This is a genomic window from Streptomyces sp. bgisy159 (assembly GCF_965341775.1).
GTDB lineage: Bacteria > Actinomycetota > Actinomycetes > Streptomycetales > Streptomycetaceae > Streptomyces.
This window is the reverse complement of record NZ_CBDQZH010000019.1, coordinates 62,275-83,290: the sequence shown is the minus strand read 5'-3', so window position 1 is coordinate 83,290 and position 21,016 is coordinate 62,275. Positions and strand designations below refer to the sequence as shown.

Sequence of the window (21,016 nt, the reverse complement as noted above, 5' to 3'; positions counted from 1 at the left end):
AGCCACTCGTTGGCGGGTCTGCAGGGCACGGTGACGCGCCCGTGATCAAGTGCGCGCGGGTGGCGCTGCGGAGCTGGACGTCCGGTCGGCACGACCACACCCGTACTTGCCGCCCGCGACCGAGGGAGGGCCACGGGCCCCAAGTGCGGCAGGGGACATCACGTGCCGTGGGCCGTACCGCCGCCGCCGACGTCCAGGCACGGCCCGAACAGCACCCCGACGAGCGTGTCGTCGGCGTTCGCCCGCGCCTGCCGGTTCGCACCGCCGTCACAGGTGTGGATCTGCGCTCCGGTGCCGGCCGTGGTGGCCGCCTGAAGCGGACCGCCGGCGAGCATCGCCCCCGGCGCGGCCATGGCCGCCTCCGTTGCGGCGAGCGCCACGGCCGGATGCCGGCGGCTGGAACTACCTCTGCGCATGGGGACCTCGTCATCCTTGGGCAAGCGGCTCCGGCTCGCCGCGGCAGAGGCTGTCCGGATGCCGGTGGGAACGATCCAGATGTTCGTGATATCGAACGAAGGTCGAGGTACCGAGCAACTGGATGATTGAGGTTCAGGTGGGCGGCGTCAATACCTCTCGCGCACTTCAAGTCCCGCAGATCTGCCGGGGGTTGGCGCGAGGGGCTGTTCGGATGAGTGGTCCCGGTTGCGTGACGCTCCCGTGTCCTGTGGTGCGACCGGGACGGAGCTGAGACGCTGGAACCATGAGCAAGCACCGGCCCCGGGCTGGGCGACGTTCCTTGGGCGTGGCGACCGCCGCCCTCGCCCTGTACGGCGTCTTCCTGAGACCGCGGGTGCTGACCTGGGGCGCGACCGGCGAGGAAGCCGGCCGCGGCTACCCGGGTGACGACCTCGTCCCCGACGCCGACGCGTCGTCGACCATGGCCACGACCCTGCCGGCGCCGCCCCCGGCGGTCTGGGGCTGGCTTGTGCAGATGGGCTGCAACCGCGGTGGCTGGTACAGCTGGGACCGCCTGGACAACGGCGGACACCCGAGCGCGGAACGCATCGTCGAGCAATGGCAGGACCTGCACACGGGCCGGCACCTGGACTCCCTGCCGAGCGGCGACGCCTGGTTCGTCGTCGCTGTCCTGGAACCGGAGAGGACCCTGGTGCTGCGCTCGCTGACCACGCTCCCGTCCGGACGCCCCTACGACCGGTTCGACGCGCCACCGCGGGCGTACACCGACGCGATCTGGGGCTTCCATCTCCGGCCGGAGCCCGGGGGCAGGACCCGGCTCGTCGTCCGCACGCGCGGCCGCAGCCGCCCGCGGCCCCTGACCCGGCCCATGGACATCCTGTTCTGGGAACCCGCCCACCTGATCATGCAGACCCGCCAGTTCCACAACCTGCGCACGCGCCTCAGCACGACGGCATGAACCCGCACGACACGCGCGTCGGACTCCCCTGCCGCTGTGCCCCGGTGCGGCGAAGTCGTGCGTCAGGGTGATCCGACGCAGCCCTGCCGAATGTCCGGGAGAGCCTCGGCAAGAGGCCACTTGAAGAGGAAAAACGCAACTTCGACAGAGTCGGTCGAGATGGCTATCGTCCCTGTCGTTCGGCGGCACCCGCAGCCGCGCAGAAGTCCCGTCAGGCCGAGTCGACCACGCCCGAAACTCCCCACCCGACGGGCGGGCCGTCGAACCGATCCCGCGCCCGGACGGCGAGACCGTCAGGAACTTCCCCACCAGGCCCACTCGGCCAGGGAGATACGCATGCCCCAGCTTGCTCTGTACACGTTCGGCGTTCTGCAGTCGCCCCTCACCGATCCCACGCCCAGCATGCGGGAGTTCTACGAGAGCGGTGAGGCCGTCTACCGGGAGATCGGCCGACACCCCGGACATATCGCTCGTGCCGAACCGGCACACCACATCCAGGGCGCGCTCTTCGACGCGGACTGGGGTGAGTGGGGAGAGTTCGTCGTTCCGGCCTGGTACAGCAAGGGCCGCAGCACGGAAACCACCGCCCTCGCCACGACCCTCTCGCTCTGGAGCGACCTGCGATCCGCCTTCGACGCCGTCTACACCGGTCTGCACCGCACGGCGCTCAACAGGCGTTACGACTGGTTCGAGCGGACGGCGCAGCCGGGTTACGTGCTCTGGTGGGTCGCCGACGGTGTGCTACCCACATGGCAGGAGGGGGTCTCAAGGCTGGAGCATCTCCACGCATACGGCTCCGCGCCGTACGCCTTCACCTTCCGCTCCTCGTTCGCACCGGGCGGGACACCGACCGGGCTCGATGGCGCCGGAAGGACGAGCGAGGTTCGGTGACCGGAAGCCCGGAGGGCCCGGGTTCGCCGTCGAGAGCCTTGGCGGGAGCGGGGGTTGGGGAAGGCGGTGCGGTGCCGGCAACTGTCAGACGTACGGCGGGGGAGGCGGTACGCCGGGCGTACGGGGTCGCCCGAACCACTGCTTCGCCGAGCGCTGGGTGAGCAGCACGATCACCGCGATGGCACCGCCGAGCGGAATGATGGTGAGGGGGGCGCGGTTCGCCGTGGCGCCCAGGCCGGCGATGACCTGCAGGCCGGCCAGCACCAGAGAGGTGATCCGGACGCCGTTGCCCGCCTTCGCGTACAGGAAGGCCAGGACGAAGAGCACGAGCGCCGTCAGATACTGCGCCGTGGACCGACCTGCGGCCTCTGCGCCGGAGGTGGCGCCCACGACGCCGGAGAGCAGCAGTCCGAGTCCCGCGACGGAGAAGTTCACCACCTGCGCGCCCCGCACGGAGGCGGGCATGGTGAGCGGGAGGGGCGGTGCGAACGGGTGCGGGTACGAACCCGCGGTTCCCGGCGCATAAGGGCCGGGAGCGCCGTACGGGCCGGGAGCGCCGTACGGGCCGGGAGCGCCGTGAGCGTGCGGGGCGCCATGAGGGCCGGGGGTACCACCGTAGGGGCCTGGGCCCTGCGCGGCCTGGGGCTGTGACGGGCTGAAGGGGGTGTCCGGAGTCTGCGACGCCTGGTGCTGGGGCGCCCCGTAGGGGCCTTGGGCGCCGGGCTCGGTCGGATACGCGTTCGACATGAACTGCACTGTATCGACGAGCCGGCAGAGCGGATCGGGCCAGGTCCCGGCAGCGGGGGCCGGTCACCCGGGTGTACCGGGACGGCCGGGAGGCCTGAGCGGGATGGAGACCTCGTCGGCCATGGCGCCGGAGAGACCCTGCCTCATGGCAGCCCGGCGCCCGGTCACCGGCAGGGCCGACAGGCACTCAGCCGCCTTCGGGTATCCGGGCGGACAGGCGCAGGGCCCAGGAGACACACGCGAAAGCGGCCGTTCCGGAAAGCGCCCGGACCACGTTCCAGCGGACCCAGGTGGCCTCGAAGGCCGCCCGGACGGCGGCGGGGTCGGCGATGTGGTGGGGTGCCCCGGCGGCCGCCAGGCGGTCGTTGAGCGGGACGTTGACCACTCCGGTGATGACCAGCACCGCCAACTGGAACACGGCCGCCGCGCCGATCCACAGCAGCACCGTCCGGCTGCCGCCCCTCAGTTCCAGCAGGCCTGCCACGCCGATCAGCCCCAGGGCGCCCAGGAAGGACGCCATGAACCATCCGTTGAGGATGGCCACGTTGATCCGCTGCATGACCTCGATGAAACTCCGGTCGTCGGCGCGGGCGAGTCCCGGCATGACCGAACAGGCATACGAGTAGAACAGTCCGGCGCCGAGTCCGGTGCTGAGTGTCGCCCCGAACAGGACGACCGTACGAAGAGCCGGCATTCCAGGATCCCCCGTTCTCTGGTGGTGTGCCGCCAGTCAACCGGTGGGGCCGGAGCACCGGCCATCATCGAAACGCTCGACCGCATACGCGACTGAGCAGCACATCGCCGACGCCGAAGACGCCGCCGACCGGGGAACCGGGCGGATGGGGAACCCGGGCGGCTGGGGGACCCGGGCGGACGGGGCGGTACGCCGCCCGGCCGCCCCGCGCCCGACCCTGTGCGAGACTCACCTCATGTCGGTCGAACGCGCGTACGTACGCGTGGCGGGCCGCACGGCGAGGAAAGGCCCGGGCCGGCTTTCAGGACCGTGGACCGCCGCGGGACGGACCGCGGTTCACCGCGCTGCCCGGCGCGGACACATCGGCGAGGGCCTTTTCCGTTATCCGGCTCGGTGCGGCGGCTCTCCTCTTGTGACAGGGCAGAACGGCCCAGGGACCAGAAGGAGCGTGGACGAGCGTGGAAGCGAGCAGCGGACCCGGCAGGGAGACGGTCGAGGCGGCGCGGCGTGGCGACATGCGCGCCCAGGACGAACTCGTCGCCGACTGCCTCCCGCTGGTGTACAACATCGTGGGCCGGGCCCTGAACGGGCGCCCCGACGTCGACGACGTGGTGCAGGAGACCATGCTCCGCGTCCTCGGATCTCTCGGCTCGCTGATCGACCCCGCCGCCTTCCGGTCATGGCTGGTTGCCGTCACCATGAACCAGATCCGGCACTACTGGCGTGACCACCGTCCGGATCGGACCAGTTCCGCGCTGCACGACGCGTACGACGTCGCCGATCCCGGGGCCGACTTCGTGGACCTCACGATCGTGCGGCTCGGGCTGGAGAGCCAGCGGCGTGAGGTCGCCGAGGCCACCCGCTGGCTGGACACCGACGACCAGGCGCTGCTGTCGCTGTGGTGGCTGGAGGCGACGGGCGAGCTGACGCGGGCGGAGGTCGCGGCCGCGCTGGAGTTGTCACCGCAGCACACGGCGGTGCGCGTCCAGCGGATGAAGGCACAGTTGGAGACGGCCCGGCTGGTGGTGCGGGCACTGGCCGCGCAGCCGCGCTGTGTGCTGCTCGACGACGTGGTCGCCGCCTGGGACGGCACCCCCTCGGCACTGTGGCGCAAGCGCATCGCCCGTCACGCCCGCGACTGCACGGTCTGCGCGGGCTTCCAGGCGGGGTTGGTCCCGGCGGAGGGCCTGCTGGTCGGGCTGGGACTGGTTCCGGTGGCCGCAGGCCTGCTCGGCGGCCTCGGCTCCTGGTCGGCGGACGCGACACCGCTGTCCTACGGCGGGGACGTGGCATCCGGCACGACACCGTTCTCCCCCGCCGGGAACGAGGTGCCCGACCCGACGCCGTTGTCCTACGCGGGGAACGGGGCCGCCGACACCGGGCCCGGGGGCGCCGCATTCGCGGACGCGGGAACCACATCCGCCGGTGTCCCCACCGCGTCGTCCGCGCCGGTGGCGGTCGTCGGCGCCCGCACCAGCCGCCGCGCGCAGGACCGGGAGCGCAAGCGGCGGGGCAGGACCGTGGCGGCCGTGGCCGTGGCACTGCTGATCACCGGCGGCACCATAACCGGGGCAGTCCTGCTGACGCCGGACGGCGAGGGGGACACGGTGCAGTCTGCGTCATCGGGTGGTGCGGCGTCCGCCGTGCCCACGCCCACCGCGCCGAGCCCGTCCGCCTCGTCCCCCTCGTCGTCGCCGTCGGCAGACGCGTCGGCCGGTGCGTCCCGCACGCCGAAGCCCTCGGCCACACCGCGTCCCGACAAGTCCTCGGCGCGCCCCTCTCCCGCGACGGCCTCGACGCCGCAGAAGGCACCGGCGCGGCAGAAGGCGCCTCAGGCGTCCGCGCTCGCCGCCCCTTCCGCCGGGGGACCCGCCGCCCAGGTCCTCGCCGTCACCAACACCGAGCGGTCGAAAGCGGGATGCGCCCCCGTGACACTCGACGACCGTCTGGCCAGGGCGGCCCAGTTGCACAGCGAGGACATGTCCGCCAACGACTACTTCTCCCACACCGGGCTCAACGGCAGCACGTTCGTCGACCGGGCCGAAGCGCAGGGCTACCCGAGTCCGGGGGCCGAGAACATCGCCCAGGGCCAGAGTTCCGCGGCGAGCGTGATGCAAGCCTGGATGAACTCCCCCGGCCACCGCGCGAACATACTCAACTGCTCGCTCAAGACCCTCGGGGTCGGGGTGGTCACGAGCGACTGGACGTGGACCCAGGTATTCGGCTACTGAGCAGCCCGTAGGGCAGCGCGGTCGCCTGCGGGTGGTGGAGGCCGGCGGCGCCGCAGCGGACGAAGGGTTCGCCGGCGCCGGGCGGATCGGGGTGGCGCCCCGCGGGTGCGATGCCGGCCGCTGCCGCGCGGGCGCGCCGTCACCTCGTCCGCCCTTGCCGTGGGCTCACCGGCGTCTTCCCGGCGGGTCCGCCTCGCGCGGGCCCGCCGGGCGGTCGGCGGACGTCCTGCCGGTATCGCCTCAGGCGCCCTTGGGGCCGGCCTGCTGGACGACCTCGAAGGACCACAGGGTGGAGTCGCTTGCCGCCGGCCGGGGCCGCTCGGCGCCCTCGCCGCCGCCCTGGTGGGCGGCCTTCATCGGGCCCTCCATCCACGCCTGGAACGACTCCTCGTCCCGCCAGCGGGTGTACACGAGGTACGTGTCGGTGCCCTCCACGGGACGCAGCAGTTCGAACCACTCGAAGCCGTCGGAGCCCTCCACGGTGTGCGCCCGCGAGGCGAACCGCTTCTCGAGGGTCTCCCGCTGCTCGGCGGGCACGGTCAGGACATTGATCTTCACTACGCTCATGGGACCATCCTGTCCTACGGACGACGCGCGGGAGGCCAGGGCGTCGTGTCGTCCCGGGCGAGCGTCCTCGCGTCCGAGCGCGTGTACACCGTCCGAGGGCTACGGCGGGTCCCTGCGCCCGAGCTGTCCGGTGGTGAGCGGTTTGCTGTAGACCGTGGCGCTGCGCCGGACCGTCATGCCGATCCGCTCGTACAACGACAGCGCGCCGGTGTCCGAGTGCGTCCACAGGGTGCAGGTCCGCTTCCCTCGGTGGTGGAAGGCGCGGAACGCTGTCTGCAACAGCGTGCGGGCGATGCCGCGGTTGCGGTGGTCGTGTCGTACCGCGACCCGCTCGACGTATCCCTCGTCGCTGTCGGGGGCGTCCAGGGACAGTACGGCGCCGACCATCTGGCCGCCGGCGAACGCGACGGGTGACGCCCCGGGTGCGAACGTCGACCGTCCGACCGTGTGCCGGGCCCATTCCCTGTAGGACTTGCGCCGCTGCTGCCATTCGTCGAACGCGTCTTCGGTGAGCTGGTAGGCCGCTCGTTCGTCGCCGGGCCGGAACGCCCGGACGGTGATGCGGTCCGGCGGCCCCGGCACCTCCGGCTCCACGGGCAGCGCGATCTCCAGCAGCCACTCGGTGACGAGACGCTCGTAGCCACGGGAGCGCAGGAGCGCGACGGCGGCCGCATCGCCGTCGAGGACCGACTGGGCGAGCCGATCGCTTCCCGCCTGCCGGGCCCGCGTCTCGGCCCACGCCACGAGCGCGCTCCCCAGACCCCGCTCTCGGTGACGGGGATGCACGTCGACCGTGGCCCGCCGTCCCTTCACCCACCCCCAGCCGGCCAGTTCTCCCGGGCGGTCGTGAACGAGCACGGTGTCGGACGCCAGGTGCAGCCCCGGGAGGGCGAGATCGGCAGCGACACGGTCGATGCCGGTCTCGGCACGGCCGTACAACTCGTCTTCGCGGGCGGTGATCAGACGGTGGATCGGACAGGCGTCAGCGATGGTGGCCGGCCGGCCGCGGTAGCCGACCGGCAACGGCAAGGAGGGGAGTCCAGGCATGGTCTGAACCCTATTCACCGCGCCTTGCCCGTGGGCCTGTTCAACCGGCTCGGGGTCGCCGCCGGCCCGCGCTGGCCGTCATGTGCACGCTTTCGCGGCTGCCACCCTCGTGCACTCCCGGGTGCTGTTCCGGCTGTCTCGTCGGACCGGGGCCAGGGGGCAGGTGAGGAACTCCCGTTGCCCGGCTCGCCGGTGGACGGAGCACGCGTGGCACCGCCGGGGACCGGCCTGGCGGACTCCCTCGCCGTCGGTCCGGAGGCGGAGGACCGGCCGGTGCGCCGGGCGGTGGCCCCGCGGGCGGGGGGAACTCCCGCGGGCGGGACCCGGAGGGAGTTCCCCGGGCCCCCCGCCCGAGGCCCTCGCCTCGGCGAACCCCGGGCCGCACCACGAGCCAATCCCGCACCCCGCACCCCGCAGCGCCGACGGGCCGAAGCCTCCAGGGGCGCCCCGGCCGGGCGCGGGGCCCGCAGAAGCCCGGACCAGGGCGTGCCCCGTGGAAGCGGCCCGGGCCGTGTCAGCCGATCGTGCGCGGCAGTCGCAGGCTGAGCAGCCCCGTCAGGACGACTCCGGCGAACTGCACGAGCAGGGTCGTCAGCAGCGCGTCGCGCATGCCGGTGTGGGGGGTCAGGGTCAGGAAGAGGGTGCCGAGCGTGGCCACGCCGAGGGCGAGGGACGCCTGCTGGGTGGTGGTCATCACGCCGCTGCCGACCCCGGCCCGGGCGGTCGGTACCTCGGAGAGGACGATCCGGTAGAGGACGGGGAGCTGAAGCGCCTGCCCGGCGCCCGCGACGGCACCGCCCGGCAGGAGTCCGAGGACGCCGAGGTCCGGCCAGGACCGCCACGCGGCCAGCGCGATCAGCGCGAGGCCGAGGCCCTGGAGCAGGGCGCCGGCGGTGATCACGCGGGTGCCGTGGCGGGCGACCAGCCGGGGCCCGGCGAGGGACGTGAAGAAGAACGCCACCGCCAGGGGGGCCAGGGCGAGCCCCGCGGCCACCGGGCCGAGGCCCGCGCCCTGCTGGAGGGCGACCGCCACGACGAACATGAAGCCGCTGAAGCCGATCGAGAACGGCAGGATCATGACCAGTCCACGCCGCAGCGTCACCAGCGTGAACAGGCTCGGCGGAACGAGCGGCGTCCGTCCGGCGCGGTCGGCCCGGCGCTCCACCGCGAAGAACGCGCCGGTCGCGACCGGGAACACGGCCAGCGACAGCCAGGTCCACAGCGGCCAGCCCGCGGCACGGCCCTCGGTGAGGGGCACCAGCAGGGCGAGCAGGGCCACGGCGAGCAGGACGGTGCCGGGGCCGTCGACGGGTTCGGGGCGCCGGGAGCGGGTCTCGGGGACGGTGCGCGTGGCGAACGCCAGACCGAGGACGACGACAGGGACGTTGACCAGGAAGACCAGGCGCCAACCGGTTCCCCACAGGTCGGCGGCGACCAGCAGGCCCCCGAGAACCTGGCCCGCCACCATGGACAGGCCGGCCGTCGCCCCGTAGAGACTCATCGCCCTGGCGCGGCGCGGCCCGGATGTCGCGGCCTGGATGGTGGCGAGGACCTGCGGCAGCATCGCGGCGGAGGCGGCGCCCTGTGCGATGCGGGCCGCCACCAGGCTCCACGCGTCGGGCGCGAGCCCGCAGGCCAGCGAGGTGACGCCGAAGGCGGCCATGCCGCCGAGGAAGAACCGGCGGCGCCCGAACAGGTCGCCGAGGCGTCCGCCGAGGACGAGGAGGACGGCGTAGGCGACGCCGTACCCGGCGACGACCAGTTCGAGCAGGGACTCGCCGGCGCCGAGGTCGCGGCCGATGGTGGGCAGGGCGACGTTGACGATGAAGAAGTCGACCAGGGGCAGGGCCGCGGCGAGCAGCACCGTGAAGAGGCCGGCGCCGCCGAGCGCGGCCGGTTCCGGTCGGGAACGGACGAGGCGTGGAGTGGCTGTTTCGGTCACGGCACCGAGCCTGCGCCGCCCCTCAAGGGGGTACCAGAGTGTCCTTATCCTGGTAGAAGCAGCACCTGGAAACAGTACGCGCGGGACGGCACCCTGGGACCATGACGATGTCGGCCCAGGACACGCAAGCCGCCTCCGCCGCCCCGCGCGGCACGGAGATCCGCCGCCATGAACTGGCCGCCTTCCTGCGCAGCCGCCGTGAGCGGATCCCCCCGGAGCAGGTCGGGCTGCCCCGCGGCCGTCGGCGGCGCACACCGGGGCTGCGCCGTGAGGAGGTGGCCCAGCTCTCCGCGGTCGGCGTCACCTGGTACACGTGGCTCGAACAGGCCCGTGACATCCAGGTCTCCGTCCAGGTGCTGGACTCCCTGGCCCGGGCCCTCCGGCTCGACGCCGGCGAGCGCGCCCACCTCTTCCAGCTGGCCGGCGCCGCGGACCCGACCCCGGCGCACAGCTGTCCGTCGGTGACTCCGGCGGTGCGGGCACTGCTGGACCAGCTCGAACCGCTGCCGGCGGCGGTCCAGAACGACCGGTACGACATCCTCGCCTACAACCGCACCTACGGCCTGCTGCTGTGCGACCTGGACGCGGTGGCACCGGAGGACCGCAACTGCCTGATCCTTTCCCACACCAACGACGACTGGCGGTCCTCGATCGTGCACCTGGAGGAGGCCCAGCGTCTGATGGCCGCCCGCTTCCGGGTCGCCATGGCCGGGCACCTCGGGGAACCCGCCTGGAAGATGCTGCTGAAGCGGCTGCGTGAGCAGTCCCCCGACTTCTGCGAGAACTGGGACCGGCACGAGGTCGGCGCCCACCGCACCAAGCGCAAGGAGTTCCTCAACCGCCACGTCGGCCGCATCACCGTCGACCACAGCGACCTGTGGCTCAGCCCGGAGCTGGGCGCGCGGATGGTGACGTACGTGCCGGTGGACGGTGAGTCGAGGGCGCGGCTGGAGAAGCTGCACGCGATCGCGTCGGCGCGGTGAGGCCTCGTCCGGAGCGCGGGGAAGGGGGCCGGTGGGTTCGGCCGGGTGAGTCCTCCCCGGTCGGGCTCCGCCGTCCTCGCGGCCCGGACCGGTGACGGGTCCGGGCCGCGGTGCGGTCGCCGGGCCTGGGGCGGTCGCTCAGCCCGGGGTGACCCGGCCCCGCCACTCGCCGGTTTCCCGGCCGTGCTCCTCGACGTAGGTCTTGAACCGGCGCATGTCGCCCTTGACCCGGCGGTCGACCATCCCGAGCCAGTCGGCCGTCTTGTCCGCCATCCCGCTCGGCTCGACGTCCATCGTGAGCTCCACGCGCGTGTGCGTGTCGTCCATGCTCTCGAAGCGGACGGTGCCCTTCTGCCGGGTGTCGCCGCTGATGGTCCGCCAGGTGATCCGGTCGTCGGGGAGCTGGTCGACGATCTCGGTGTCGAACTCCCGACGCACTCCGCCGATCTTGGTGGTCCAGTGGTTGTGGGTGTCGTCGATCTGCGACACCTCCTCGACCCCCTCCATGAAGTTCGGGAACTCCGCGAACTGGGTCCACTGGTTGTACGCGGTGCGGACCGGTACCTCGACCTCGACCGATTCCTTCACTGTGCTCATCTCTGTTCCCTCCGCGTAGGCCGGTGGTCGTCTGCGGCGGCACGGACGCCGGGTCCGCGCCGGAACCGCCCGGGCCGAGTACCCGTTCTTCGGCCACCCCGACCGCCCGGTCGTGTCTGTCGTGCCGAGCGGGCGCCGGCAGCCCCGTGCCGTACACGGCCGGGGCCGCGTGCGGCCATGGACGCCCGGGACACAGGGACCGCACCGACCGTGTTTGTCCAGACCATGTCACCCATGTGCTGCGGCCCCGATGATGCACCTCAGGCCGGCTCCCAGCCGTGCGGGGGCGGGCCGGAACGGGCCGAGCCGGGCCCCGCGCCCCGGCGCCGGACGAGGACATTTCCCCCCCAGGAGACCGCATCATGACAGAGCCGCTCCCCCTCACCCCCTCCCCCACCAGCCGCCTGATGAGCGGTGTGCGCCGCCCGCTCAGGGCATCGGTGGGCGCGTTGGTCCTCACCGCGGGCCTGCTCGCCGCCGGTCCGCAGGCGTCCGCCGCGGGGCTCACCCAGGTCACCGGTTTCGGCACGAACCCCGGCAACCTGTCCATGTACACGTACGCGCCCGACGGCCTCCCCCCGGGTGCCCCGCTCGTCGTGGCCCTGCACGGCTGCACCCAGAGCGCGGGCGACTACTTCGCGCACTCCGGGTGGCCCGAGGTGGCCGACACCTACGGCTTCGCGCTCGTCCTCCCGCAGACCAGCGGCGCGAACAACGCCAACTCCTGCTTCAACTGGTTCCAGCCGGGCGACAGCACGCGCGGCCGGGGCGAGGCGCTGTCGATCAAGCAGATGGTGGACGCGGCCGTCGCGCGGTACGGCAGCGACACGGGGCGGGTCCACATCACCGGGCTGTCCGCCGGCGGCGGCATGACCGCCGACCTGCTCGCCGCCTACCCCGACGTGTTCGCCGGCGGGGCGATCGACTCCGGCCTGCCCGCCTACTGCGCGGACAGCGTGGCCACCGCCTACACCTGCATGTACGCCCCGCCGGACAGGACTCCCGCCCAGTGGGGCGACCTGGCGCGCTCCGCCGCCCCCTCCGGTACCACCTCCTGGCCCCGCGTGGCCATCTGGCAGGGCACGGCCGACACCACCGTCCGGCCCGCCAACGCCACCGAACTGCGCGACCAGTGGACCGACCTGTGGGGTATAGGCCAGACCCCGAGCCGCACCGAGAGCCTGAGCGGGGGCACCACGCTGACCGTCTACGACGATCGCGCCGGCCGGCCCGCCGTCGAGGTCTACTCCGTGTCCGGCATGTCCCACGGTCTCGCCGTCGACCCGGGCAGCGGCGTCGAACAGTGCGGCAGCACCGGCACCTACTACCTCGACACCATCTGCTCCAGCTACCACACCGCCCGGTTCTGGGGCCTGGACGGCGGCGGGCAGGACGGGGACGCCCTGCCCGCGCCCGCGGGCCTCACGGTCACCGGAACCACCGACACCACCGTCGGCCTGCGCTGGCAGGCCGTCGACGGGGCCGCCTCCTACACGGTCCACCGGGGCGGCGCCCGGGTGGGCACCGCCCCGGCGACTTCGTTCACGGACGTCGACCTGGCGACCGGCACCACCTACGGCTACAGCGTGGCGGCCGTGGACGCCGCGGGCAGGGTCGGGGCGGCTTCCGCGGTGGTGACCGCGACCACCACCGGCTTCACCCCCACCTGCCACACGGCCGACAACTACGACCACGTGGCCGCCGGACGCGCCTATCGGAGCGGCGGCTACACCTACGCCCAGGGCTCGGGCCGGCCCATGGGGCTGTGGAACACCTTCACCGTCCACACCCTGCTGCAGACCTCCCCGGGCTACTACGTCCTCGCCGACTCGGGCTGCCCCGCACCGAGCCGGTGACGCCCCCGGCCGACCGGGGCCTCAGCCCTTGGCGTCCTGCGGGTTCTCGGTGTCGTACCGCTCCCGTGCCGCGTGGACCTCGTCGAAGTGGGTCTCCGCCCAGACCTTCACGGCCTTCAGCAGCCGGGCGAGGCTGCTGCCGAGCGGGGTGAGCCGGTAGTCGACGCGGACGGGGACCGACGGGGTGACCGTGCGGGTGAGGATGCCGTCGCGCTCCAGGGCACGCAGGGTCTGCGTGAGCATCTTGGGGCTGACACCGGCGATCTTGCGACTGATGTCGCTGTAGCGCAGAGGACCCGAGGACAGGGCCGCGACGACCAGGCTGACCCATTTGTCGCTGAGGCGGCCGAGGAGCTGGTTGGTGGGGCAGTCGCGGAGGAACGCGTCGTACTCCACCCGCGCCTGCTCTCGCCGCTGGGCCGCTGTCATGGTCGCCATGGCTCTCCTCCCGGTGAGGTAGGCACCTCCAGGTAACTACTTCCTCGGAGATAGTAACTCTTCCTAGGGTTGCGTGCGGCGGGGCGGAAGACGGTCAAGTCCCCCGCATCTGACGACGATATGAGGAGTTCTGACCATGCGTGCTGCAGTGGTGACGGAGTTCGGTGGCCCCGAGAACGTACGGATCGTGGACGTCGATGTGCCCGAGCCGGCCGCCCGGCAGGTACGGATCAAGGTCGCGGCGGCCACGCTGAACCCGGTGGACGCCGGGGTGCGGTCCGGGATCTTCGGAGGCGCGGGCCGGCAGACAGGGCTCGGCTGGGACGTCGCCGGGACCGTGGACGCGGTCGGTACCGCCGGCACCTGGAGCGTCGGGGACGAGGTGGTGGCGCTGGACCACGGCGTGGACGGCGCCCTCGGCGCACACGCCGAGTACGTCGTCGTGGACACCGACGCCGTCGCGGCCGCGCCGGCCACCGCCGACCCTGTCCACGCCGCGACGCTGCCGCTGAACGCGCTGACCGCCGCGCAGGCCCTGGACCTGCTGGAGCCGGCGCCGGGGCGGTCGTTGCTGGTGACCGGCGCGGCGGGCGCGGTCGGGGGGTACGCCGTCCAGCTCGCCGCGCGCCTCGGCATGTCGGTGACCGCGCAGGCCAGAAAGGACGACGAGGAACTCCTGCGGTCGTTCGGGGCGGCCCGCTTCCTCACCGGTGACGGCGCGGACAGCACCGGCTTCGACGCCGTACTCGACGCCGCCGTGCTCGGCGCGCCCGCCCTGGAGCGGGTGCGGGACGGCGGCGTGTACGTCGGTGTCATCCCGCAGGCCCAGCCGGCCTCCGTGCGCGGGGTGCGGACCCACGCGGTGGAGGTGCGCGCGGACGGAGCGCGCCTGGCCGAACTGGTCCGGCTGGTGGACGAGGGGGCGCTGACCCTGCGGGTCGCCGAGACGTTCGCCCTGGACGACGCGGCCAAGGCGCACGCGCGGCTCGCGGAGGGCGGGCTGCGCGGGCGACTGGTGCTCCTCCCTTAGAGCCCGCGGCCGCCTCGGTGGGCGTGCTGTGCCCGGGGAGGCGTTCCGTGCCCGGACGGTGTGACCCCGGGCTCGGCGGACGTGCCGTGTGTGCCCGCACGGTCGAGGCCCCGGGCCGGTGGGGAACACCGGCCGCCGGGCGGGCGCGCTCCGGCGAGGCGACGCGGCCGGCGACCTGGCGGTGTCCCGACCGCCGCCCGCGCGGCCCCCTCGCTCCGGCGGCCACCGATCCCTGCGAAGTGGCGGCGACGGCCCGGAGCGGGGGCGCGGGCTCGCTCGCGGAGCTCCTCGGGGGGCTCTCGCGGCCTGTCAGCGGTCCGAGGTCCTCGGCGGCACGAGGTCCCCCGGCGCTACCGGTCCGCCGTGGCCGGCATGGCGGGTCCGGAAGCGATCGGGGTTCGCCGGATCCCGGTCGACGACGTGGACCGGCGCTTCGGCCCACTGCCAGACGGTGCTGCCCGGCGGTCGGGAGAACCGGATCCGGCCGCGGGTGCCGTCCACCGCGAGGTGCGGCCACGACGCCGCGACGCGCGACCGGTCGACTCAGCCGACCCGCAGCGCCTCGGCGAGGACGGTGACGGTGTCGTGGCCCTCGAAGGCCACGAAGGAGGGCGCTTGGCCCAGTCGCTCGCGCAGGGCGCTCGCCACCCGGACGCCCTGTGGGCCGAGGGGTTCGGGCAGATAGCGCAGGAACGGGGTGGCCGAGCCGTCGTCGCCCAGCGCCGTCGCCCATGCGGTGAACTCGGGCTGCCCGGCCGGAGCCCCGATCACGACCTCGGCGAGGCGCTGGTCCCGGCGCACCGCCTTGACGATCGAAACCGCCGGTTCCGGGAAGCCGACGAGAAGGAGAAGGGCGGTCGCCCGGTCGTCGAGCAGGGCGGCGCACAGGGCGGGGGGAGTCAGGTCACGCATGTCGAGTTCGGTGACGGTGCCGCCGTGTGCGGCGAGGCGGTCCCGCAGGATCCCCGTCCCCGACGCCCAGTACGCACTCGGCTGGGTCGCCACGGCCACACGGCTGTGACCGGCGCCGAGCAGGTGGTCCGCGTAGATGCGCCAGCCTCGCGACTGCGCCGGGGGCAGGCGCGCCACCCAGTCCGTCGGCTGTTCGACGAGTTCGTCGAGCACCGCCGACGAGCAGAGGAACGGCAGGCGGAGTGTGTCCGCCCGGCCGGCGGCGGCGCGAGCGACGACGCTGTGGTACTCCCCGGCCACGGCGACCACGCCGAGCCGAGCCAGTTCGTCCACGGCCGCCACGGCCCGCCGCGGATCAGCCGCGGTGTCCCGCACCACGAGCTCCAGCGCCCTTCCGCCGACCCCGCCGGCCTCGTTGACCTCGTCCACCGCCAGCTGCAGACCGGCGAGCAGGTGGCGGCCCGCTTCGACCCAGCCGGGCGGGGAGAGCGGGACGAGGGCACCGATCCGCACCGGCGGGCCGGCCGCCGCGCCGGCTGCCGGGCTCGTTGCTGGCGTGTTCATGCGCCTACATGTATCACCGGCGGCGGCCTCCCGGCTGCCGGTCCGCGCGGTCTCAGGAGTCACTCACGAGGGAGCAGCGGGCCCAGCGGGCCGAGGTCCAGGTTGAGGTCCTCGGGGCGCAGGCCGTAGCGCTCACGAAGTTCGGTCATGCGGTCGTCGAGGAGCATCAGGGTCAGGCCGATCCGTTCCTCCTGCTCCTCGGTGAGGTCGCCGCTGACGACGACGCCCCCGGCGAGGAGTCGGTCCAGCGTGTCGACCAGAGCGATCTCACCGCCGCCATCGCGACCGTAAGGCTCCGGAATGCGGCATCGTCAACGGCGGCTCCCGCGGCCGGCGCGCTCGGACTCCTCAGGCTCTTCCTCCTCGTTCGCGCCGTCGTCCGCCTCCCCCTTGAGGGTGATGAAGCGGACGTAGTTCTTCAGGTCGAGGCGTGCACGGTGGCCCTGGGCCCGCCAGATGTTGCCGGTCTTCTCGAACAGGCCGCTGGGGTTGTACTCGATCACCAGCAGGTCCAGGCGATCCGGTCGTCGGACACCTGCTCGGTGGTGGTGGCCTTCCAGCTGCGGTTGGACCAGAAGATCTTCATCTGCCAGTCCGAGGTCGTCGTTCCCCTCCGGGCGCACCGCGGCGGCGACCGCCTTCACCGTCGCGGCGGCCGGCACGGTGTGCGGGACGGCGGCCGCCCTGGTGGCCCTCGAGCGCGTCCAGTCCGGCGCGCACTGTCCCAACGACGTCACGTCCGGCGCCCTGATCGGCCTGGCCTGCGCCCGGCTCGCCCGGCGGCGGCCCCGGCTGCTGCCGCGGCGCCGGCCGTGACGGCGCGGGCCGCGGGGCACAGGCGGCGCCGGGGTGCTCACCGTCAGACCCGGCGCCAGCGGGCCATGGCGAACGAGAAGGCCCCGAACAGCACGAGCCCGACCGCGACACAGGCCAGCAGGCTCGGTCCGGCGGGGGTCTCGGCGAAAGAGCGCAGGGTGTCGTCGAAGCCCTTGGCCCGGTCGGGCTCGTAGGCGATCGCAGCGCGTATGGTGAAGGAGCCCGCGACCGCGAAGACCAGACCGCGGGCAGCGCCGCCCACGACGCCGGTCAGGTCGACGGGTCGGCGCAGACGCGGCGGTATCTCCCCCGTCCGCAGCTTGTCCCGGTGGGCGCCCATCAGGGAGCGGCCACCGATCCACAGGCCCGCGACGACGATGCCGATGCCGATCGCGGCGACGATCCACCGGCCGCCGGACACCCCCAGCAGCCGGGCCGTGACATCCCGGGACCGCTCGTCGCTGGAACCGCCCCCGCCGCCCGAGCCCGCGGCGAACTGCAGGACCGAGTAGGCGACGAAGCAGTAGAAGAGGCAGCGGGCGCATGCCAGCGCCCGCTTCTTCGCCTTCCGGCCCCCGGGGCCGACGGAGCCGAAGACCGCTTCCGACAGCCGCCACAACGCCATGCCGACCAGACCGGCGCCCAGGGCCCACAGCAGAACCGAGCCGAAGGGCTTCTCCCCCAGTTCGGCGAGGGCGCCCCGGCGGTCCGCCTGCCGCCCGGAGCCGTCGCCGAACGCGATCCGCAGGGCCAGCACCCCGACCATGAGGTAAATGACGCCGCGTGCGGTCAGCCCGGCTCTGGCGGCCCATCTGGTACCCGAACCCCGCGCCGCCCGCTCGGCCTCGATCCTGCTCCGACTCGCCATCACTCCGCCGTTCACCGCACCTCCCGGGGGATATGTCGACAGTCCGGATGCCCCGCAACGGCCCGCGCACACCCCGCCTCCGGGGCGATCGTCGCCGTTCGGCATCACCCGATGCGGCGCAGCGCTGTGCGCCACCGTCCACCTCTCGTGTGACTGTTACGGCAAATCACCGGATTTCAAGCGTTTTTGTCTGATTAGTATGCGTGGTCCGTTTTTCTCGCCCTTTCCTGAAAGGACGTCAGATGGCGCGCACGGGCCACCGCACCACGCCGATCGAGCTCACGTCCCCGCACGACGCGGTGCTGCGCGCCGCCGCCCCGCGCGTCGGCCGCCGCCGCTTCCTCACCTTCACGGCGGCGGCCGCGGCCCTCGCCTTCACCACGAACCTGCCCGCCCAGGGCGCGATGGTCGCACCGCAGCGGGACGCGGCCCGGATCACGGAGGACCCCTTCACCCTCGGCGTGGCCTCGGGCGACCCGCTGCCGGACTCGGTCCTGCTGTGGACACGGCTGGCCCCGAGACCGTTCGAGGCGGACGGCGGGCTCGGCGCGGAACGGGTCGCCGTGCTGTGGGAACTGGCGCTGGACGAGCGGTTCACGGTCGTGCTGCGCTCCGGAACCACCACCGCCTTCCCGGAGTACGGGCACAGCGTGCACATCAACGTCCAGGGGCTCGCCCCGTCGAGCGTCTTCTACTACCGGTTCCGGGTCGGTGCCTGGATCAGCCCGACGGGCCGTACCCGCACCGCGCCCGTCGCGGGCGCCGCGACCCCGAGCCTGCGCCTGGCCGCGGTGGCCTGCCAGGCGTACCCGGACGGCTACTACACCGCTCACCGGCATCTCGCGCGGGAGGACGTCGACGTCGTCTTCCATCTCGGCGACTACATCTACGAGTACCCGGTCGACCCGGCCGGCGGCGCCCGCGGCTACACCGGTGACGCGGTCCTTCCCGACGTGTTCGGCCACGAGACCACGACGCTGGCGGACTACCGCCTGCGCTACGCGCTCTACCGCAGCGACGCCGACCTGCAGGCGGTGCACGCCGCCCACCCCTTCGTCCTCACCTGGGACGACCACGAGACGGAGAACAACTACGCCGGCTCCGTCAGCGAGAACGGCGAGCCCCCGGAGCAGTTCCTCGCCCGGCGCGCCGCGGCCTACCGGGCCTACTGGGAGAACCAGCCGCTGCGCGCCGCCCAGTTGCCCAGCGGGCCGAACGCTCAGCTCTACCGGCGGCTGATCTGGGGCGACCTCGCGCAGTTCGACATCCTCGACACCCGGCAGTACCGCTCGGACCAGGCCTACGGCGACCGGCCGCACGTCCCGGGCCCGGAGAGCACCGATCCGTCCCGGACGCTGACCGGCGACGCCCAGGAACGCTGGCTCATCGACGGCTGGCGGTCGTCGCGCGCCCGGTGGAAGGTGATGCCCCAGCAGGTGTGTTTCGCCCAGCGCAGGTTCAACCTCAACGCGCAGTCCACGGTCTCCGTGGACGCCTGGGACGGCTACCCCGCGTCCCGGCGGCGGGTGATGGACGGGGCCAGGGCGGCGGGGCTGGACAACTGGCTGGTCCTGACGGGGGACGTCCATGTGGCCTACGCCTTCGACCTGAAGGAGGACTTCGACGACCCGGGGTCCAGGACGGTGGGGACGGAACTGACGTGCAGTTCCATCGCCAGCGGCAAGGACGGGGCGGAGAAGCCGGGCAACTGGGACACGCTGATGACGGCCAACCCCCACATGAGGTTCTACAACGGCAGACGCGGCTACGTCCGGGTCGAGTTGGGGCGCGACGCGGCCCGCGCCGACTTCCGGACCGTCGCCGCCGTCAGCCGGCCCGGAGCGGCGATCACCACGGCCGCCTCCTTCGTCACCGAGGCGGGCAGCCCGGGGCTCGAGCGGGCCTGACCCGCCTACTGCGCATGCCTCCCTCCGCGTCCCCCTTCGCGCGAAACCCCCGCGCGGGCCGCGTCGGAACGGGCCGGTACGGCTAGATCTCCGGTTCCCGGCGTCCGGCGTCGCGCCGGTCCCGGATCCGAACCCTCAGGAGGCACACGCATGGTCGGAACACGCTTGGTCAGAACACTCCGCGGAGGCAGACGCCGCGCCGCCCTGGTGGCGGCCGGCGCGCTGGTCCTCGGCACCGCCCCCGCCGCGGCGGTCGCCGGACCGGCTCCCGCGGCCGGTCCCCTCCCGACCGCCGCACAGACCCTCGGCGCCGACAAGCCGTCCCCGCAAGTGCTCCGCGCCATGCAGCGCGACCTGCGGCTGACGGCCGCCCAGGCGCGGGACCGCCTGGTCAACGAGGCCGAGGCGGGCGCCCGCGTGGGCCTGCTGCGCCACGCACTCGGCGAACGCTTCGCCGGGGCCTGGGTGAGCGGCGCGACGTCCGACAGGCTCACCGTGGCCACCACCCGGGTCGGCGACGAGGCCGCCATCCGTGCCCAGGGCGCCGAGACCGCCGTGGTGACCACCTCGCTGAGCGACCTCGGCGCCGTGAAGAAGAAGCTCGACGCCACGGCCGCCCGCACCCGGTCCATCGCCCTGGACGCGCCGGTCTGGTACGTGGACGTGCGGGCCAACCGGGTGGTCGTGCAGGGCGTCAGCCGGGCGGCCGGGGACGCCTTCGTCGAGGCGGCGGGCGTGGACGCCGCGCGGGTGACCGTCCAGGTGGTGAAGGACCGGCCCCGCACACTCGCCGACGTCGTCGGCGGCGACCCGTACTACATCGACGACTCCGCCCGCTGCTCCGTCGGGTTCTCCGTCACCAAGGAGGAGCAGCAGGGCTTCGCCACCGCCGGTCACTGCGGCGACCCCGGCGCGAAGACCGCCGGCGCCGACCGGACGGACCAGGGCACCTTCCAGGCGTCCGTCTTCCCGGGCAAGGACATGGCGTGGGTGGCGGTGAACAGCGACTGGACGGCCACGCCCCGGATCAGGGGGGAGGCCGACGCGCTGGTGGACGTCAGCGGGTCGGTCCAGGCGGTCGTCGGAGCGTCGGTGTGCCGTTCGGGTTCCACCACCGGCTGGCACTGCGGGACGATCCAGGAGGAGAACGTGACGGTGCGTTACTCCGAGGGCACGGTACACGGCCTCACCCGCACCACCGTGTGCGCCGAGCCGGGCGACTCCGGCGGCCCGTACGCCTCCGGCGCGCAGGCCCAGGGCACCACCTCCGGCGGCTCCGGGGACTGCGCGAGCGGCGGCACCACCTTCTTCCAGCCGGTCAACCCGGTGCTGAAGGAGTTCGGGCTCACCCTGAAGACCGCGGGCTCCGAGTCCGGCACGCCCGGCCCGCAGGACGACGCGACCGTCGACACGTGGGCCGAGGGGCGGGTGTACGCGCCGGGCGCGACGGTGACGTACGGCGCGGAGCGGTACCGCTGCCTGCAGTCCCACCAGGCGCGGGGCGCGTGGCTCCCGGGCGGCACGCCGGCCCTGTGGCAGCGTCTGTGACAC

The 21,016-nt window shown here is 73.4% G+C and carries 18 protein-coding genes and 3 pseudogenes; 9 read left to right on the top strand and 12 right to left on the bottom strand.

What is annotated here, in order from left to right; genetic code table 11:
* Nucleotides 1–158: 158 nt before the first annotated feature.
* The gene (locus ACSLTV_RS19830) at nucleotides 159–416 is read right to left on the bottom strand and encodes a hypothetical protein (protein ID WP_435612577.1); all 258 of its coding nucleotides are present in this window, start codon (nucleotides 414–416) and stop codon (nucleotides 159–161) included.
* Nucleotides 417–700: 284 nt separating this feature from the next.
* Here ACSLTV_RS19830 and ACSLTV_RS19825 point away from each other — a divergent pair, with 284 nt between their 5' ends.
* Together ACSLTV_RS19825 and ACSLTV_RS19820 are read left to right on the top strand one after the other, a co-directional pair.
* Nucleotides 701–1,375 carry a hypothetical protein gene (locus tag ACSLTV_RS19825; RefSeq protein WP_435612576.1) on the top strand — a complete coding sequence of 225 codons (675 nt, stop codon included), beginning with the start codon at nucleotides 701–703 and terminating at the stop codon, nucleotides 1,373–1,375.
* A gap of 336 nt (nucleotides 1,376–1,711) precedes the next feature.
* A complete protein-coding gene (locus ACSLTV_RS19820) occupies nucleotides 1,712–2,266 on the top strand; it encodes a DUF3291 domain-containing protein (RefSeq protein ID WP_432135330.1) in 555 nt (184 codons plus the stop codon).
* 84 nt (nucleotides 2,267–2,350) lie between these two features.
* On the opposite strand, the gene ACSLTV_RS19815 is transcribed toward ACSLTV_RS19820, so the two are convergent.
* Both ACSLTV_RS19815 and ACSLTV_RS19810 read right to left on the bottom strand, forming a co-directional pair.
* Entirely contained in the window at nucleotides 2,351–3,013 is a 663-nt protein-coding gene (locus ACSLTV_RS19815) for a hypothetical protein (RefSeq protein ID WP_435612575.1), read from the bottom strand.
* 187 nt (nucleotides 3,014–3,200) lie between these two features.
* Nucleotides 3,201–3,707, bottom strand: coding sequence for a DUF1772 domain-containing protein (locus ACSLTV_RS19810; protein ID WP_432135332.1), 507 nt, complete (start codon nucleotides 3,705–3,707; stop codon nucleotides 3,201–3,203).
* Between the two features lie 515 nt (nucleotides 3,708–4,222).
* On the opposite strand from ACSLTV_RS19810, the gene ACSLTV_RS19805 reads away from it, so the two are divergent.
* Complete coding sequence (locus ACSLTV_RS19805; protein WP_432157025.1) at nucleotides 4,223–5,938, top strand: sigma-70 family RNA polymerase sigma factor; 1,716 nt, start codon at nucleotides 4,223–4,225, stop codon at nucleotides 5,936–5,938.
* A gap of 240 nt (nucleotides 5,939–6,178) precedes the next feature.
* Here ACSLTV_RS19805 and ACSLTV_RS19800 read toward each other — a convergent pair whose 3' ends face one another.
* From ACSLTV_RS19800 to ACSLTV_RS19790, 3 genes are all read right to left on the bottom strand, one after another.
* Nucleotides 6,179–6,505 (bottom strand): antibiotic biosynthesis monooxygenase family protein, encoded by a 327-nt coding sequence (locus tag ACSLTV_RS19800; protein WP_432135333.1) that lies wholly within the window; start codon nucleotides 6,503–6,505, stop codon nucleotides 6,179–6,181.
* Nucleotides 6,506–6,604: 99 nt separating this feature from the next.
* Nucleotides 6,605–7,552, bottom strand: a complete 948-nt coding sequence (locus tag ACSLTV_RS19795) for a GNAT family N-acetyltransferase (protein WP_432135334.1) — start codon at nucleotides 7,550–7,552, stop codon at nucleotides 6,605–6,607.
* A 514-nt stretch (nucleotides 7,553–8,066) separates the two neighbouring features.
* The gene (locus ACSLTV_RS19790; protein ID WP_435612574.1) at nucleotides 8,067–9,494 is read right to left on the bottom strand and encodes an MFS transporter; all 1,428 of its coding nucleotides are present in this window, start codon (nucleotides 9,492–9,494) and stop codon (nucleotides 8,067–8,069) included.
* A 101-nt stretch (nucleotides 9,495–9,595) separates the two neighbouring features.
* Here ACSLTV_RS19790 and ACSLTV_RS19785 point away from each other — a divergent pair, with 101 nt between their 5' ends.
* Entirely contained in the window at nucleotides 9,596–10,477 is an 882-nt protein-coding gene (locus ACSLTV_RS19785; RefSeq protein WP_435612573.1) for a helix-turn-helix transcriptional regulator, read from the top strand.
* A 138-nt stretch (nucleotides 10,478–10,615) separates the two neighbouring features.
* Here ACSLTV_RS19785 and ACSLTV_RS19780 read toward each other — a convergent pair whose 3' ends face one another.
* Nucleotides 10,616–11,074, bottom strand: a complete 459-nt coding sequence (locus ACSLTV_RS19780) for an SRPBCC family protein (protein ID WP_432135337.1) — start codon at nucleotides 11,072–11,074, stop codon at nucleotides 10,616–10,618.
* A 407-nt stretch (nucleotides 11,075–11,481) separates the two neighbouring features.
* Here ACSLTV_RS19780 and ACSLTV_RS19775 point away from each other — a divergent pair, with 407 nt between their 5' ends.
* Complete coding sequence (locus ACSLTV_RS19775) at nucleotides 11,482–12,930, top strand: extracellular catalytic domain type 1 short-chain-length polyhydroxyalkanoate depolymerase (protein WP_435612595.1); 1,449 nt, start codon at nucleotides 11,482–11,484, stop codon at nucleotides 12,928–12,930.
* Nucleotides 12,931–12,951: 21 nt separating this feature from the next.
* Here the strand turns inward: ACSLTV_RS19775 and ACSLTV_RS19770 are convergent, their stop codons facing one another.
* On the bottom strand, nucleotides 12,952–13,368 hold the full coding sequence (locus ACSLTV_RS19770; protein WP_432135339.1) for a winged helix-turn-helix transcriptional regulator: 417 nt from the start codon (nucleotides 13,366–13,368) through the stop codon (nucleotides 12,952–12,954).
* A 136-nt stretch (nucleotides 13,369–13,504) separates the two neighbouring features.
* Here ACSLTV_RS19770 and ACSLTV_RS19765 point away from each other — a divergent pair, with 136 nt between their 5' ends.
* On the top strand, nucleotides 13,505–14,398 hold the full coding sequence (locus tag ACSLTV_RS19765; protein ID WP_435612572.1) for an NADP-dependent oxidoreductase: 894 nt from the start codon (nucleotides 13,505–13,507) through the stop codon (nucleotides 14,396–14,398).
* A gap of 309 nt (nucleotides 14,399–14,707) precedes the next feature.
* Here the strand turns inward: ACSLTV_RS19765 and ACSLTV_RS19760 are convergent.
* The 3 genes and pseudogenes from ACSLTV_RS19760 to ACSLTV_RS19750 all read right to left on the bottom strand — a co-directional run.
* Nucleotides 14,708–15,874, bottom strand: a pseudogene (locus ACSLTV_RS19760) (ABC transporter substrate-binding protein).
* Between the two features lie 59 nt (nucleotides 15,875–15,933).
* Nucleotides 15,934–16,176, bottom strand: coding sequence for a gas vesicle protein GvpK (gene gvpK, locus ACSLTV_RS19755; protein ID WP_435612594.1), 243 nt, complete (start codon nucleotides 16,174–16,176; stop codon nucleotides 15,934–15,936).
* A gap of 30 nt (nucleotides 16,177–16,206) precedes the next feature.
* A pseudogene (locus ACSLTV_RS19750) lies at nucleotides 16,207–16,490 on the bottom strand (SRPBCC family protein); the annotation flags it as partial.
* Between the two features lie 11 nt (nucleotides 16,491–16,501).
* On the opposite strand from ACSLTV_RS19750, the pseudogene ACSLTV_RS19745 reads away from it, so the two are divergent.
* A pseudogene (locus ACSLTV_RS19745) lies at nucleotides 16,502–16,690 on the top strand (phosphatase PAP2 family protein); the annotation flags it as partial.
* Between the two features lie 43 nt (nucleotides 16,691–16,733).
* Here the strand turns inward: ACSLTV_RS19745 and ACSLTV_RS19740 are convergent.
* Entirely contained in the window at nucleotides 16,734–17,558 is an 825-nt protein-coding gene (locus ACSLTV_RS19740; RefSeq protein ID WP_435612571.1) for a DUF1206 domain-containing protein, read from the bottom strand.
* Between the two features lie 242 nt (nucleotides 17,559–17,800).
* On the opposite strand from ACSLTV_RS19740, the gene ACSLTV_RS19735 reads away from it, so the two are divergent.
* Together ACSLTV_RS19735 and ACSLTV_RS19730 are read left to right on the top strand one after the other, a co-directional pair.
* Nucleotides 17,801–19,465: an alkaline phosphatase D family protein gene (locus ACSLTV_RS19735; protein WP_435612570.1), complete on the top strand. Its 1,665-nt coding sequence runs from the start codon at nucleotides 17,801–17,803 to the stop codon at nucleotides 19,463–19,465.
* A gap of 150 nt (nucleotides 19,466–19,615) precedes the next feature.
* Nucleotides 19,616–21,013 carry a trypsin-like serine protease gene (locus ACSLTV_RS19730; protein ID WP_435612569.1) on the top strand — a complete coding sequence of 466 codons (1,398 nt, stop codon included), beginning with the start codon at nucleotides 19,616–19,618 and terminating at the stop codon, nucleotides 21,011–21,013.
* Nucleotides 21,014–21,016 lie beyond the last annotated feature (3 nt).